We start from the raw sequence: 15,790 nt of genomic DNA, 5'->3' as shown, positions 1-15,790 counted from the left end.
CGTTTTTTCAATTATTTTTGCAACTGGGCGAGCGACTTTCCTCGCCCTTACAAGCGCTTACCCCATTATGATTAGGCGTTCAACAATTTCACCAAAATTTGGTAATACACTTCACCACACTTGGCTAAATCGTCCACGCTGACACATTCATTGACTTTATGGATTGTGGCATTGAGTGGCCCGAATTCCACCACCTCTGTTCCCATTAAGGCGATAAATCTACCGTCCGAAGTGCCGCCGCTGGTGTCTAAGCGAGGCGTGATTTTTGTGACATTTTCGACCGCTTGTACTGCCGCTTCCACCAATTTTCCGTTGCCGGCAAGGAAAGGCTTGCCTGACAAATTCCAGCTAATACGGTGTTTTAAACCGTGTTTTTGTAGCATTTCTGCCACTTTTTCTTTGATGATGTCGTTCGTCACTTCGGTGCAGTAACGCAAATTAAACTGCACATAAAGTTCGCCCGGAATCACATTATTGCTGCCCGTACCCGCCTTGATATTCGCCACTTGCAAGCTGGTTGGCGGGAAAAACTCATTGCCGTTGTCCCATTGGTAAGTGGTTAATTCGGTGAGAAAACCGAGGGCGGTATGCACCGGATTTTCCGCCAAATGCGGATAAGCAACGTGCCCTTGAATGCCTTCGATGTACAAATCAGCGGTAATAGAGCCACGACGACCATTTTTAATCACATCGCCTAACACTTTTCCGCAAGACGGCTCGCCCACCACACAATAGTGTACTGCTTCATTACGAGCCATTAAGGTTTCCACCACTTTTACCGTGCCGTCTTTCGCTGCAGCCTCTTCATCAGAGGTAATCAACAATGCCACTTTGCCTTTGTGGTTTGGATTCTTTTTCACAAACGTTTCCGCCGCCACCACCAAGGCAGAAAGCGAGCCTTTCATATCCGCCGCTCCACGCCCATAAAGCACGCCGTCCACAATCTCGGCGGAAAACGGCGGATAAGTCCATTGGCTTTCTTCGCCAACCGGCACCACATCGGTGTGTCCGGCAAAAGCGACACAAGGCTCATCTTTGCCATTTTCCGTGCCGTGCGTTGCCCACATATTCAACGTATCGCCGAACGGCAGCCATTCGATTTGGAAGCCCACTTTCTCCAAACGGTCAGCGATTTCCTGCTGACAGCCTTTGTCTTGAGGGCTGATGGAATCACGGCAGATAAGGTTTTGGGCAAGGGAGATAATTTCGTTTTTCATTTTTATCGGGTACAAGCGGTTGTTTTTTGTGAATTTATTGCAAATATGTAGGGGCGTATGTCATACGCCCAGTTAGATATTTATTTGGGCGTGCGACGCACGCCCCTACAGATGACTATCGTTCAAACGCAGCCTGATACTCTTTTTCATTAAACCCAATTAATGCAATCCCATTTTGGATCACAATCGGGCGTTTAATTAGCGTTGGCTGTTCGGTTAGCACTTTCAATGCAGTTTCACGATTGAGATTATTCTTAATCGTGTCATCTAAATTTCGCCAAGTGGTGCTGCGTTTATTTACCAAATTTTCCCAACCGAATTTAGTTTCCATTTCGACCAACCAATCGGCATTTAAACCATCTACACGGTAGTCGTGTAGTTGAGGTTGTTGATTGTTTTCTTCCAGCCACTTCAAGGCTTTTTTCACGGTATCGCAATTTTTAATGCCATAAACTAAGGTTGTCATTTTTACTCCTAAAATTAATTATCTGAGTCAATCGTTGCGTGCCAAATTTTCAGCATATCTGCGGTTTCTGCCACATCGTGAACTCGCAGAATTTTCGCCCCATTTTGAGCAGCAATCAAAGCAGCGGTAACAGACCCGACGACACGTTGCTCTACAGGCTTATCTAACACCGCACCAATCATTGATTTACGGGAAAGCCCGGCAAGCACAGGAAAACCGGAATCTACAAAGGCTTTAAAATGTTTCAATAATTGATAATTGTGCTTAACCGTTTTACCAAAACCAAAGCCCGGATCTAAAATAATATGCTCTCTCGGAATGCCTGCTGTCATACAGGCAAAAATGCGTTGATTTAAGAAATCCGCTACTTCTTCCAATACATCATCATATTCCGGCTTTTGCTGCATTGTTTGCGGATTACCCTGCATATGCATTAAACAGACCGGCAAGCCAAGCTCAGCTGCTGTTTCTAATGCATTTGGCTCCGTTAAAGCTCGGATATCATTAATTATATCCATACCCACTTTTGCCGCTTGCTTGAATACTTCCGCTTTAGAACTATCTACCGAAATCAAGCAATCAAAACGGTTATGAATGGCTTCTACCACAGGCACAACACGCTCAAGCTCTTCTTCCAGAGTTATAATCGCCGCATTCGGGCGAGTAGATTCTCCGCCCACATCAATGATGCTTGCTCCTTCATTGAGCATTTTCTCAACTTGGAATAAAGCTTTATCAAGGGAGAAAAACTTCCCTGAATCCGAGAAGGAATCAGGTGTGAAGTTTAAAATCCCCATAATTTGTGGCTTAGTTAAATCTAACAAGCGGTCATTTTTTTGAAAATTTTTGAAATGGATTTGCATCTTATTTTTCTACTACTCATTTTTTAATATTTGGATATCTCTATATTCAATAGAATATCCAACTAACGATGTTTTCTGGTTGATTAGTAATTTTGATCCAACCTCTACCTTTAGATAAAGTGGTGCGTAATCTAAGGTTTTCTTATCATTTTTAGCAGATACATCAATATAAGAGTGTATTTTGTCTTTCTTGTATTCTTTCCTTTTATCATAAACTTCAACTATATATGATGTTTCCTCTCCAAATAATCGAATATATAGATGATTAAAGTAGTTAATTAAAGGATAACTAAGCCAAATAGCAATAAAAACTTTTAAGAATAAAGGAATAGGTCTCCCTCTCAGATCATTAATCTTAATTTTACTAACCATAAATATGATTGGTAACATTAATATAAATGTGTAGTTATAGAAATCACTATAACGTATATAGTAGTTTTCTCTTGATACAAGCAATGAACCGAAAGCAAACAACCATATTGGTATCCACAATAACAAAATCATAGGAAGTATTACTGCATTTGTCTCAACTTTGCCAGCACCCCTTTAAGCGTTTTATCCAGCGGTGCGGTAATCACCATCTCTTCCCCACTTTTCGGATGTTCAAAACGGATGGAATAAGCGTGTAGAAATAAACGGTGTAAACCGGCTTCTTTCATTTTGCTGTCGAAATCATTGTCGCCGTATTTGTCGTCCAACGCAATTGGGTGTCCGGCGTATTGGGTATGCACACGGATTTGGTGGGTTCTGCCTGTCACCGGTGAAGCCTTCACCAAAGTTGCATTCGCATAGCGTTCTTCAATGCTAAAACGAGTTTCTGACGGTTTGCCTTCTTCGCTCACACGCACAATTCGCTCACCACTTGCCAGCTCGTTTTTCAACAATGGGGCTTTAATCACTTTGGTGTGAGCCTGCCATTGCCCACGTACTAATGCCAAGTAATCTTTTTGCACCACTTTTTCACGCAGTTGTTCGTGCAGCGAACGCAAGGCAGAACGTTTTTTCGCCACTAGCAAAATGCCCGAGGTATCACGGTCGATACGGTGCACCAGCTCTAAAAAACGGGCTTGCGGACGTAACGCTCGCAGCGCTTCAATCACGCCGAAACTCAAGCCGCTGCCGCCATGCACCGCAATGCCTGACGGTTTGTTGATGACCAACATTACGTCATCTTCATACAGAATTTGCTTTTCCAATTCTGCGACTTTGTTGAGCTTGGTGGAAATCGGGGCTTCATTTTTCTCCGCTACACGCACCGGCGGCACACGCACCACGTCATCGGGCTGAAGTTTATACTCGGGCTTAATCCGCCCTTTGTTCACTCGCACCTCGCCCTTACGCACAATGCGGTAAATCAGGCTTTTCGGCACGCCTTTCAGTTTCGCTAATAAAAAATTATCTAAACGCTGCCCGGCTTCATCTTCACTGATGGTAAAAAATTGCACTGCGGCACTAATTACTTTTTCTGTTGTCATTATCTTGTCTTTTCGGAAAATTATTGCCCCGAAGTGTAACACAAAACCGCCAATCTTTTCGAGATTGGCACATTTTTCATTTTAATTTAAGGAACTCAAATGACCGACAAAACTCCTCCAGCTGAAAACATTGATGTCGTCGCAGAAACCAGCAAAGTGATCGACAAAGTCAGCAATATGAACTTTGACACTATGCTTAACGAATGGATTATCCCTTATGGCACTAAGATTTTGCTGGCAATCGCCATTTTTGTTATCGGTAAATTCTTAGCTCGAGTCATCAGTAATTTACTTGGCAAAGCTGCTCTCAAATCCACTAAAGACGAAATGTTGCAAAGCTTCATTTCCTCCATTAGCTATTTCTTATTCTTATTGATTGTGGTGATTGCCTCCCTTTCGCAATTAGGCATTAACACAAGCTCGTTAGTCGCCTTAATCGGTGCGGCAGGCTTGGCGATTGGTTTATCACTCCAAAATTCCCTACAAAATTTCGCTGCCGGCGTAATGTTGCTGATCTTCAAACCATTCCGTAAAGGTGATTTAATTGAAAGTAGTGGAATGATAGGTGTGGTTGAGCAAATGGGCTTATTAGTATTAGAGCTTCGCACAGGCGATAACAAAACCGTGTTATTACCAAACGGCAAAGTGTTCTCAGACAGCATTGTGAACTACTCAAACAACCCAACCCGCCGAATCGATTTTACCTTTGATATTTCTTACGATTCTAATATTAAAGAAGCCAAAGAGATTATTGAGCGTATTTTAGAAACGAATGAATATGTTTTAAAAGAGCCGAAACCTGTTGTTGCTGTAGGTGCTTTAGCGGCAAATAGTGTACAGCTGGTTGTTCGTCCTTGGGTTCAAACACCAAACTATTGGGCTGCTTATTGGGAAATTACCGAGCAAATCAAATTAGCATTTGATAATGCAGGTGTGGAAATTCCTTATAATCAAATGGAATTACATATTAAAAACAACTTGTTAGATAATAAAGAACATGAGAAGTATTAAACAAGCGGTCTTTTTTCAATAAAATTTTGCAAATTGAAAGCGAAGGTTTATACTTTAGTTAAATGACTTAAGAACAGGAGCATATTATGCGTATCGATACCTCTGAGCTTTGCGATCTTTATTCCGATCAAGTTGATGTGGTTGAACCGATTTTTTCAAGCTTCGGTGGAGCATCATCATTTTTCGGTAAAATTACCACCGTTAAATGTTTTGAAAGCAACGGTTTAATTGCCGAAGTGCTGGAAGAAGAGGGTGAAGGGCGTGTGTTATTAGTTGATGGTGGCGGTGCAGTTCGCCGTGCCTTAATTGATGCGGAGCTGGCTCAACTGGCAGTGGATAACGGCTGGGAAGGGATTATCGTTTATGGTGCTGTTCGTCAGTTAGATGTTTTAGAACGTTTAGATATTGGTATTCACGCACTCGCTCCAATTCCTGTGGGGGCAGATAATACCGATATTGGCGAAGTGGATACGCCGGTTAATTTTGGTGGTGTAACTTTCTTCCCTGAAGATTATGTTTATGCTGATTTAACAGGTATTATTCTTTCGCAAGAATTGTTGGATTTAAACGAGATTAGCGAATAATTTGCAAAAAATTCACAAAAACCGACCGCTTGGTCGGTTTTTTCATTTAGAAATTCAAATAAAAATCTTGAGTGAGCAGCTTAAATTCAGATGTATATTGATTGTTCAGATCGTAAATCACTAGCTCGTTTTGTTCGCACATGTTATCTTGTAAGCTGAAACTCACAATGCTTCGCTTCGGCTCTTTACCTACTTTAGTAAAAACCAACCATTGCTCAATACAATACAAACCGATATTGGGGCTTTGTGAAATGAGTTTTTCTGCCGCTTCTGTGGGTAAAATCATTGTCATTCTGCCATTTTCCGCCAACCACTTTTTGGCTTGTTTTAGCCAATCAAAATGGGTTTGTGCGGTGAAATTTCGGGCGAGATCTCGCTCTTCATTTCGGCAGGCTAAGGAATCGAAAAAATAAGGCGGATTGCTGACAATCAAATCAAATTTATGCTCAAAACGGTGCTGCATTACATCACCTTGAACTACTTCAATTCGCTCTGCCCACGCAGAATTTTCGGCATTTTTGACCGCTTGTTGGTAAGCATTTGGCTCAAGGTCTAGGGCGGTAATTTGGCAGTTACTACTTGTGCGTTGTGCAAGCATTACTGCAACCAAGCCCGAACCTGTGCCTAAGTCTAAGATTTGCTGAACATTTTTGATGTGAGCAATTGCCCCAAGCAAAATGCCGTCCGTATTGACCTTCATCGCACATTGGTCGTGCTGAATAAAAAACTGTTTAAATTGAAAACCGCTCGACATAGTAGAAAAATAAAACCCCGATAAATATCGGGGTTGAAACTAACGTATATTGTTATGAGTTGCAAGAGCAACCTTGTGCGTAATCTGAACATTCTGCGCAAGCAGCAGTAAACATCCACACTAATTTCTCTTGCTCTTTAATGTAGTCGCTCATTTGAGAAGCTGTACCTTCATCATCAGCATCATTTGCAAGGGCTAAAATTTCACGCTGCTGGGCTAGAAGCGTTTTGAAGCCATCTAATGTACCTCTTAAGCACTCTTGAGCAGCTGAAACACCAATATGCTCTTTAATTTGAGAGCGTGTTAAGTATTGGCTAAATGCGTTGTTTGGTGTATGACCTAAGGTCAAAATACGCTCTGCGATTTCATCTACTTTAGAGACTAAATCATCATAAATTTCTTCAAATTTTGCGTGTAATTCAAAGAAGTTTACACCACGCACATTCCAGTGGTAACCACGCACATTGGTATAAAATACTTGATAAGTTGCTAATAAACCGTTTAATTCATCTGCTAATTTTTTCGCGACTTCTTTATCTAAACCGATATTTGACATTGCCATAATATGCTCCTTTTTTATTGGTAATTATCTTTCAAATTAAATTGCATACTGCTTATTTAATTTATGGTTATCTTACTCCTCAAATAGCAAAGAGGCAAATGGTTATAATATATACTTAATATAGGTGAAATCTATCACAAGATGACATTTGAATGATAATGGCTATCAAATATATTCTTATTCTTTTGGTGCAACTTCTTCGATTGGAATAGATTGTTTGCCTTCAGCCTCTTCTGCTTTCGGATTTGAATTATTTTCTTTCTTCAGGGAAAGAGCGTCCCACACACTTGGTTTATCCGTAACGACTGTGCCAGTGCTGGTGCAATAACGTTGCCCTTTATCGCGCCAAACAGGAATTTGTCTGCCGCTGTCGCAATTCCAACTACCGTAGCTATTAATCCCTACCCATTGTATAGTATCGAGTTTTGGTAATTTGTACGCCTGCGGTAAAGCCCGTTCAAGATATTGTTTATACACATATAACGCACCACTTGAACCTGTCAGATTTGTATCGCCGTTATTATCTTTACCTAACCATACGGTGGTAACGTGTTCTCCATCAACTCCCACAAACCAGGTATCTCTTGCGTTATTGGTTGTACCTGTTTTACCTGCTAATTTTAACTTCGCAAAATCATTTTGTAGACTACGAGCTGTGCCTCGTTCTACTACCTGTTGCATTGCGTACATTGTTTGCACTGCAGCTTCCGGTGGAAGTACCTGCTCACTCGCTTTGTTGTTATCTCGTTGATAGAACATTTCACCATTATGCGAAATAATTGCCTCGATGGTTGTTAATGGTGTTTTTAACCCTTCATTTGCAATTACTTGGTAAGAACGTGTTACATCATAAGGTGAAATCGAGTAAGAACCTAACAATGTTGATGGATATGGTGGAATTTCTGCATTATCCCATCCCATCTCTTTTTGCTTGGCAATCACTTTTTTCAAGCCTACCTTCATACCAATATTTACTGTTGGAATATTAAGTGAGCGAACTAAAGCGTCCATAAACATTACTGAGCCACTAAAGCTACGGTCGTAGTTTCGTGGTGTCCAATAAGTTGAGCCGACTTTAATGGAAATCTGTTTATTTTGAATTGGCGTATTCAAGCGGAATAAATCAGGTTGAGCCAACGCAATCGCATAAATGGATGGCTTAACCAAAGAACCGATTTGGCGTTTCGACTGAATGGCACGATTAAAACCTGCAAATTGCGTTAAACGGTCGCCCACTATCGCCCGTACCTTACCTGTGCGATATTCTGCTACTACAATGGCAGATTGCAGATCGGTAACCTTTTTATCTTTGTTCTCTAAATCTTCTAAGCCAATAATAATTGCTTGTTCTGCTGAACGCTGCTGTTTACGGTCTAGGGTTGTAAAAATTTTCGTACCGGAAAGTTGGGCTGATTTCACCTCACCCAATTCATTTTTCAAATCAAGCGTTAATGCCTGCATAAAGGCAGGCTGTTCACGGTAAATTGTGCCTTTTTCACGCACATTTAATGGGCGGGTACTTAATAAGTCATAAAGTTCTTGGTTTATAACTTGGTGATCAAGCAATAAACGCAACACCACATTACGGCGTTCCGTCGCCCCTTTAGGATTTTTCCACGGATTATACAGCGACGGACCTTTCACCATTCCTACTAACAAGGCGATTTGATCGAGACTAATTTCTTGAATCGGTCTGCCAAAATAGAATTGGCTCGCCAAGGCAAAGCCGTGGATTTGATAACTACCGTTCTGTCCTAAATAAATTTCGTTGAGGTAGGTTTCTAAAATGCGGTTTTTGTCATAACGAAAATCCAAAATCACCGACATCAAGGCTTCATTGATTTTCCGCACTAAAGAGCGTTCATTGGTTAAAAATAGGTTTTTCACCAACTGCTGCGTTAAAGTACTGCCGCCCTGTACCGTACGTCCTGCTTGATAGTTAGTGATTAACGCACGAGCAATCCCAATTGGGCTGATCCCATCGTGCTGATAAAAGCGGCGATCTTCGGTTAAAATTAGGGATTCAATTAATAAACGAGGATATTCTTGTAGCTTTAATGCTTGGCGTTCTTCATCGCTGTCGGAATGCAGCATTGCCAGCAATTTCGGGTCTAGGCGGAACTCTTCAATTAATTTCGCCTGCACTAAATCTTCAATATAAGTTAATTTGTCATCTTTGAAGGTTAAACGCAGCACACGTTGAGCTTCAGGCGTTTCAGGGAATGGGAACGCACGGCGGAGCAACACTAAACGATTTTCTTCAATTTTGAAATCGCCTGGAGTTGCTACTTGCGAAACCTGGCGATAGCCGTTATCTAACAACGCTTGCTTGGTTTGCTCCAGCGTTAAGTTATCTTCAATTTTGATACTCTCAATGCGAGCATAAACCTCAGCAGGTAATTCCCAAACTTGCCCGTCCATTTTGCTACGGATTTTGCCGTCCAAATAAATACCGTAAAAGGCAACGCTACAAGCCCCAATCAAACCAAGTTTAAATAGAGTAGTAAGAATATAGCTTCTCTTTTTTGGCTTCTGCTCAGGCTCTTGGCTCTGCTCGTTTAACTCAACGTCTGACATAAATTAACTTCAATATAGAAAGGTAAGCGGTCAAATTTTGCAAAAAATTTACAAAAATCAACCGCTTGTATTAACTACGGATTGCGGCGGAATTTGCTGAAGTCCGGCTCACGTTTTTCATTAAACGCATTGCGTCCTTCTTGCCCTTCTTCCGTCATATAGAACAACATTGTGGCGTTGCCCGCTAATTCTTGAAGACCGGCCTGACCATCGCAGTCCGCATTCAACGCCGCCTTTAAGCAACGTAAGGCAATCGGGCTGTTTTGTAACATTTCACGACACCAACGCACGGTCTCTTTTTCTAAATCGGCGTAAGGCACAACAGTGTTCACCAAGCCCATATCTAACGCTTCTTGAGCGTTGTATTGACGGCATAAGAACCAAATTTCACGGGCTTTTTTCTGACCAACTAAACGAGCCATATAGCTTGCACCCCAGCCGCCATCAAATGAACCCACTTTCGGGCCGGTTTGACCGAATTTAGCGTTATCCGCAGCGATGGTTAAATCACACAACATATGCAGAACGTGACCGCCACCAATCGCATAGCCTGCCACCATTGCCACCACTGGTTTAGGACAAGTGCGGATATCACGTTGGAAATCCAACACGTTTAAGTGGTGAACGCCGCTCTCATCTTTATAGCCGCCGTAGTCGCCACGTACTTTTTGGTCGCCACCGGCACAAAACGCATATTCGCCTTCACCAGTTAAAACGATAACCCCGATTTTTTCATCAAAGCGAGCATCAGAAAAGGCTTCGATCATTTCTTTCACCGTGTGCGGACGGAACGCATTACGCACTTCAGGGCGGTTAATGGTGATTTTCGCAATACCATCAGTCGATTTGTGGTAACGAATGTCGGTGTAGCCTTCGCTATGATCAACCCATTCCACCGGTGCATATAAAAACTCTTCGCTTGGATATAACATTACTTAATTCCTTAAAAAATAGTCAAAAAATTGTTGTGATTATAACGGAATCAATAGAAAAAGAAAATTTGTCTAAGATCCTTATTTTTTGTGATCCCCCTCACACTTTCAAACATTAGCGATTGCCCTATTTTAGAACTGCTTTAATGTATGACGGTTAGCATATTTTTGATGATGGGGCTGTTATGTCATTACCAAATTATTACCAAGATCCGAGCGTGCTACACGTTAATCGAGTGCCGCACCACGCTTATTTCGTGCCTTTTCAAAAAGGGCAAACGCCGAGCCAGTTGGAGCGTGAGCAGTCAGCAAATTTCACCTTGCTTAATGGCGATTGGGCGTTTGATCTTTATCCAAGCCCTTACGATTTACCGCCCGATTTCCTCACTCGGGCTGGTTCGCACACTATTCCGGTTCCCTCAAACTGGCAAACGCAGGGCTTTGACGCTCACCAATACACCAACATCAATTACCCGATTCCGTTCGATCCGCCTTATGTGCCACACCAAAATCCGTGTGGAGTTTATCAGCATGAAATCGAATTTGAACCCAAGCCAAACAAACGTTACTTCCTCAATTTTGAGGGCGTGGATTCCTGTCTGTTTGTCTATCTGAACGGTGAATTTGTCGGCTATGGGCAGATCAGCCATAGCACCAACGAATTTGAGATTACCCAACAGCTCCAGCACGGCAAAAACTGCCTTGTGGTGGTGGTGTTGAAATGGTGTGACGGCAGTTATTTGGAAGATCAGGACAAATTCAGAATGTCGGGCATTTTCCGTGATGTGTACATTTTGGAGCGTGAGCAAAATTACCTGCAAGATTGCTTTATCCGCTATAAATTAAGCGAAGATCTTTCCCAAGCGGCACTTTCAGTGGAAACGCAATTTTCCGATCAGCCTGAAGAAGTGCATTTCCAACTGCTTGATCCGCAAGGCAACCTTGTTTGTGAGCAAGCAAGCGGTGATTTTTCGGCAAACATTTGCAATGTGGCGTTGTGGAATGCGGAAGATCCGAAACTCTACACATTACAATTAAGCTATCAAAACGAAATCATCGAGCAAAAAATCGGCTTCCGCCAAATTCGGGTGGAAAACGGCGTGCTATTATTTAACAACAAACCGATTAAATTCAAAGGCGTGAACCGCCACGATTCCGACCCCGTCACTGGTTACGCCATCGGCCGTGAGCAAGCCCTTATTGATTTGCGGTTGATGAAAGAGCACAACTTCAACGCCATTCGCACCGCTCACTATCCGAACTCACCGTGGTTCACCGAAATGTGCGATCAGCTCGGCTTTTATGTGATCGCCGAGAGCGATATTGAATCCCACGGTTCCAGTGCGGTGTACATTGAAAGCCCCGAAAACAGCATTCTGTTCAATGTGCAAAACCCGAATAAACAGGAGGAAATCCGCCAACAAGCGGTCGATAATTTCTGTTATTTTGCAAGAGATCCGAATTTCAAAGCAGCGATTTTAGACCGCACCCACGCCAATGTGGAGCGAGACAAAAACCGCACGTCAGTCATCATTTGGTCGCTCGGCAACGAAGCCGGTTTTGGCGAGAATTTTGAAGCCGCTGCTCGCTGGGTGAAGGAACGAGATCCGAGCCGCTTAACCCATTACGAAGGCTCAATTTATCAGCATTCCGCACATCAAAACGATCTCTCCAACTTAGATTTATACAGCGAAATGTACCCAAGCACCGAGCGGCTTGATGAATATTTTGCCGATCCACAAAGCCGCAAACCGTTTATTTTGTGCGAATATGCCCACGCAATGGGGAACTCTTGCGGCGATGCGGAAGATTATTGGCAGACGTTCCAGCAATACGCCGGCTCGTGCGGCGGCTTTGTGTGGGAATGGTGCGACCACGCTCCACTTACCCCACATTCTGAAAAATACGGCTACGGCGGTGATTTCGGCGAAACCTTGCACGATGGCAATTTCTGTATGGACGGTTTGGTTTCGCAACACCGTATTCCGCACACCAATTTGCTTGAATTTAAAAACGTCAATCGCCCGGCTCGAGCCGAGTTGAGAGAGGGCAAAATTTGGCTGAAAAATCAGTTGGATTTCACCAATCTTGCCGATTACCTCACCGTGCATTATGCCTTTAGCGAAAATGGCGAAACCGTGCAGCAAGGGCAACTTTTGGTAAATTGCGAGCCAAATCAGACCGCTTGTTTGCCACTGGAATTGCCTGCTCCGAGCGAAAAATTGCAGCTTTTAACTCTCGACTATTATTTAAAGGAAAGCACGCCGCTACTATCCAAAGATCATCATTTGGGCTTTGACCAGCTTGTTCTCACCGAAAAAATGGTGAAGCCGGAGCTTCCACCACGCTCACAAGCGGTGATTTTTGTGGAAAATATTACAAATGGCTGGCAGATCACCAATGGCGAATATCGCTACCGTTTCGACAAACTCAAAGGCATTTTCACCGCCATTGAGAAAAACGGCGTGCCGATGATTGAGCAGCCGCTCGATTTCAACATTTGGCGAGCCCCAACCGATAACGACCGCTTAATTCAAGAGTTTTGGCAAAAAGCCGGCTACGACAAATGCTACACCCGAGCTTACTCCACCACACTTTTGCAAGAGGAAAACGGCGTGAAAATTGTGGCGGAATGCGGCATTGTGGCAACCGCCCAAAGCCGAATATTAACGCTGACAGTGGTTTACCATATTTTGCCGAGCGGCGAAATTGAGCTAAATGTAGTACAGGCAAAACGCCCAACCCATTTGCCGTTTTTACCACGCTTCGGACTGCGTTTTTTCCTTAACAAAACCAATTATCAAGCAGAATATTTCGGCTATGGCGAGCGAGAAAGTTATGTAGATAAGCACCATTTAGCGAAGCTCGGGCGTTACCAAACCACGGCGGCAGAAAACCACACGGATTACCTCAAACCGCAAGAAAACGGCAGCTATTTCGGCACGCATTATGTGAAGTTAGATAATTTAATGATTACTGCAGACACGCCGTTTAGCTTTAATCTCTCGCCTTATACGCAAGAAGAATTAACTGCCAAAACCCACAGCTACGAGTTGGTAGAAAGTGAACATACTATTTTGTGCGTAGATTACAAAATGAGCGGTATCGGCTCAAATTCGTGTGGGCCTAGTTTGAAAGAGCAATATCGGTTAAATGAAGAGCATTTTAAATGGAATGTAAAAATTATACTTTAACTGTAGGGGCAAATTGTAATTTGCCCCTTCGCGCCTTACTTTGTGAATAACAAAGTACGTTATTGTAAAGCCTGTAACGCTTTTTTATAAATCTCTGATTGCTCTAATAAAATGCGAGCTGATTCACGCAATTTATCAATATCTTCTTTTGGTAAATAAAAAGATGTTGGAATATTCAATACCTCTTTTTTCAATTGACCATCAGGCAATTCTTTCAAGCCTAAATTAACAAAATACATCTCCACTTTTGCTTGCTGCTTATTGGAGTATTCATTCCAACTATCGCTAAATTGGCTATAACGCTGAAGATTAATTTGTGTAGTGCTATCAATCGGTACATTGATGATTGTATTGACCACATCTTTCACACCAGGAACGTCAGCGGTTTTATCAATTTCACTCGAGACTTCATTTTGTGCGTTCACATTAATTACAACAATGTTTTTTACTCTTAGCTCGCTAACCTGTTTATACATTTCCTCAACACCTAGCAAATCAGACATATCTAGTACTGAGGCTAAGCCTAAATTATCGGTTAAGCCGCCATCAACTAAATGGATAAACGGGCGCTCTTTACTGTCTTGATAAAAGCTAAGCGGATGTTCTGTTTCTTCAATATTTACTAAACCATTCGCTGTTTTTTCTTGTTCAGCAAAGGCTTCTGGTAAACTGAAATTACAATTTCCGCCGTTATTATTGAGTGTGAGTGGAGCAAAAATCAGTGGTACAGCACTTGATGCTGCAACGGCTCGAGCAATTTCTAAATCGTTTAAGTTAAGACAAAGCCCATCAAAGGTTTCTTGAGTGAATGTGAGTTGCTGCCCGATGTTCATATCCGTTGCGCTAATAACAGCAAATGGTCCTTTGCGATTTTTCACTAAATCGCCAAATTTTTTGCCTTTATAAAGAGCTAAGTTAAAGCGTTCTTGTAGCAAATCCCCTCGTCCAAATTGCGGCGAGCTTAAACGAGGTAAATTAGAGAGCGAAAACACTTCTGTAAGAATATCTTTCTGAAAATTTGATTTTAAAAAGTTATTCGCAAATTTAGGGATAATCGCTTTTCCCTCCAACGCAAAATAAGTGGCTAATACCGAACCGCCTGACACCCCAAAAACCATATCAATATTATCCAATAACGTATTGCCTTTCTGAGTACCTTTCACTTTCGCTTTTTGTAATTCTTCCAACACTCCATAACCAAGTGCCGCGGCTCGTGTACCACCGCCTGAAAACATTACAACAACAATGTTGCCGTCTTTAGCATTTTCTTTTATCACGCTTTTTTGGCGATAACCACTTTCAGGATTAACCTGTTTGATTGTATCAACAGGTTTATACATAACCAAGCTACAAGCGGATAGCGTTGTTACTACAGCTAAAGTTGAAATAGATTTTATTTTCTTTAAAACAGACATAAGAACCTCTACATTAATGAGGACAGATTATAATGATTTTCCCGTACAAGCGGTTAAAAATAGCATAAAATTTGCAAGATTATTTATTATGAGTAAATAGTAACTTTCACTATATGTGCTTTATTCTATAAACAGAAAGGGCTAAAATAGGCACAAGTTTAGTTATTCTTTTAAGGAATTTATAAAATGGCAAAACAAATAGCAGTATTAATCGGCAGCAACAGCAAAACTTCATTTAGTCAATTAACGGTTCGCCACTTACAAAAAATGGCACCGGCAAGCATTCAATTAAACATTGTTGAAATTGCAGACTTACCTCTTTATGACCGTGATTTAGATGAAAATAGCCCTGCACAATACACCCGTGTGCGTGAAGCAGTGGCAAAAGCAGACGGCGTTTTATTCGTTACCCCTGAACACAACGCAGGCATTTCAGCAATGTTAAAAAATGCGATTGACGTAGTTTCTCGCCCAATGGGTGAAAGCAAATGGCTTGGCAAACCTGTGGGTATTGTTACTGTAGGAGCAAGTGCAGGCGGTGGTGTGCGTGTAGCAGATCAACTCCGCGCTATCACCTCTGGTGCATTCGTGAATATGCCTACCCTACCATTTGCTTTAAGCGTCGGTAACTTATTCGGCGGTGTATTTGCAGAAGATGGTGAAATTGCAAATGATGCATTAAAAGGCTCAATGCAAAACTTCATCAATGCTTATGCGGAATTTGTAGAAAAATTTTAATC

Annotated in this window: 14 protein-coding genes; 4 read left to right on the top strand and 10 right to left on the bottom strand. The window is 42.1% G+C overall.

What is annotated here, in order from left to right:
• Nucleotides 1-71: 71 nt before the first annotated feature.
• The 5 genes from dapE to rluC all read right to left on the bottom strand — a co-directional run bounded on the left by dapE (nt 72) and on the right by rluC (nt 4,021).
• Nucleotides 72-1,217 carry a succinyl-diaminopimelate desuccinylase gene (gene dapE, locus A6B40_RS05200; RefSeq protein ID WP_176671772.1) on the bottom strand — a complete coding sequence of 382 codons (1,146 nt, stop codon included), beginning with the start codon at nt 1,215-1,217 and terminating at the stop codon, nt 72-74.
• Nucleotides 1,218-1,332: 115 nt separating this feature from the next.
• On the bottom strand, nt 1,333-1,683 hold the full coding sequence (locus tag A6B40_RS05195; protein WP_176671771.1) for an ArsC family reductase: 351 nt from the start codon (nt 1,681-1,683) through the stop codon (nt 1,333-1,335).
• Between the two features lie 14 nt (nt 1,684-1,697).
• Entirely contained in the window at nt 1,698-2,546 is an 849-nt protein-coding gene (gene folP, locus A6B40_RS05190; RefSeq protein ID WP_176671770.1) for a dihydropteroate synthase, read from the bottom strand.
• Nucleotides 2,547-2,558: 12 nt separating this feature from the next.
• On the bottom strand, nt 2,559-2,918 hold the full coding sequence (locus tag A6B40_RS05185) for a hypothetical protein (protein WP_176671769.1): 360 nt from the start codon (nt 2,916-2,918) through the stop codon (nt 2,559-2,561).
• A gap of 140 nt (nt 2,919-3,058) precedes the next feature.
• Nucleotides 3,059-4,021 carry a 23S rRNA pseudouridine(955/2504/2580) synthase RluC gene (gene rluC, locus A6B40_RS05180; protein ID WP_176671768.1) on the bottom strand — a complete coding sequence of 321 codons (963 nt, stop codon included), beginning with the start codon at nt 4,019-4,021 and terminating at the stop codon, nt 3,059-3,061.
• Nucleotides 4,022-4,120: 99 nt separating this feature from the next.
• On the opposite strand from rluC, the gene A6B40_RS05175 reads away from it, so the two are divergent.
• Together A6B40_RS05175 and rraA are read left to right on the top strand one after the other, a co-directional pair.
• Entirely contained in the window at nt 4,121-5,032 is a 912-nt protein-coding gene (locus A6B40_RS05175; RefSeq protein WP_176671767.1) for a mechanosensitive ion channel family protein, read from the top strand.
• Nucleotides 5,033-5,118: 86 nt separating this feature from the next.
• Entirely contained in the window at nt 5,119-5,616 is a 498-nt protein-coding gene (gene rraA / locus A6B40_RS05170; RefSeq protein WP_025218077.1) for a ribonuclease E activity regulator RraA, read from the top strand.
• A gap of 46 nt (nt 5,617-5,662) precedes the next feature.
• Here rraA and A6B40_RS05165 read toward each other — a convergent pair whose 3' ends face one another.
• From A6B40_RS05165 to menB, 4 genes are all read right to left on the bottom strand, one after another.
• Nucleotides 5,663-6,370 (bottom strand): tRNA1(Val) (adenine(37)-N6)-methyltransferase, encoded by a 708-nt coding sequence (locus A6B40_RS05165; RefSeq protein WP_176671766.1) that lies wholly within the window; start codon nt 6,368-6,370, stop codon nt 5,663-5,665.
• A gap of 52 nt (nt 6,371-6,422) precedes the next feature.
• A complete protein-coding gene (locus A6B40_RS05160; protein WP_025218075.1) occupies nt 6,423-6,932 on the bottom strand; it encodes a Dps family protein in 510 nt (169 codons plus the stop codon).
• A 177-nt stretch (nt 6,933-7,109) separates the two neighbouring features.
• Nucleotides 7,110-9,509 carry a penicillin-binding protein 1B gene (mrcB, locus tag A6B40_RS05155; RefSeq protein WP_176671765.1) on the bottom strand — a complete coding sequence of 800 codons (2,400 nt, stop codon included), beginning with the start codon at nt 9,507-9,509 and terminating at the stop codon, nt 7,110-7,112.
• A gap of 74 nt (nt 9,510-9,583) precedes the next feature.
• A complete protein-coding gene (gene menB / locus A6B40_RS05150) occupies nt 9,584-10,441 on the bottom strand; it encodes a 1,4-dihydroxy-2-naphthoyl-CoA synthase (protein WP_025218073.1) in 858 nt (285 codons plus the stop codon).
• Nucleotides 10,442-10,626: 185 nt separating this feature from the next.
• Here menB and A6B40_RS05145 point away from each other — a divergent pair, with 185 nt between their 5' ends.
• The gene (locus A6B40_RS05145) at nt 10,627-13,635 is read left to right on the top strand and encodes a glycoside hydrolase family 2 TIM barrel-domain containing protein (protein WP_176671764.1); all 3,009 of its coding nucleotides are present in this window, start codon (nt 10,627-10,629) and stop codon (nt 13,633-13,635) included.
• A gap of 59 nt (nt 13,636-13,694) precedes the next feature.
• On the opposite strand, the gene A6B40_RS05140 is transcribed toward A6B40_RS05145, so the two are convergent.
• Complete coding sequence (locus A6B40_RS05140; RefSeq protein ID WP_176671763.1) at nt 13,695-15,050, bottom strand: patatin-like phospholipase family protein; 1,356 nt, start codon at nt 15,048-15,050, stop codon at nt 13,695-13,697.
• A gap of 186 nt (nt 15,051-15,236) precedes the next feature.
• On the opposite strand from A6B40_RS05140, the gene A6B40_RS05135 reads away from it, so the two are divergent.
• Entirely contained in the window at nt 15,237-15,788 is a 552-nt protein-coding gene (locus A6B40_RS05135; RefSeq protein WP_025218070.1) for an NADPH-dependent FMN reductase, read from the top strand.
• Nucleotides 15,789-15,790: the final 2 nt, after the last annotated feature.

The sequence above is a fragment of the Mannheimia varigena genome (genome assembly GCF_013377235.1).
Taxonomy (GTDB): domain Bacteria; phylum Pseudomonadota; class Gammaproteobacteria; order Enterobacterales; family Pasteurellaceae; genus Mannheimia; species Mannheimia varigena.
This window is presented reverse-complemented; position numbering and strand designations above follow the sequence as displayed.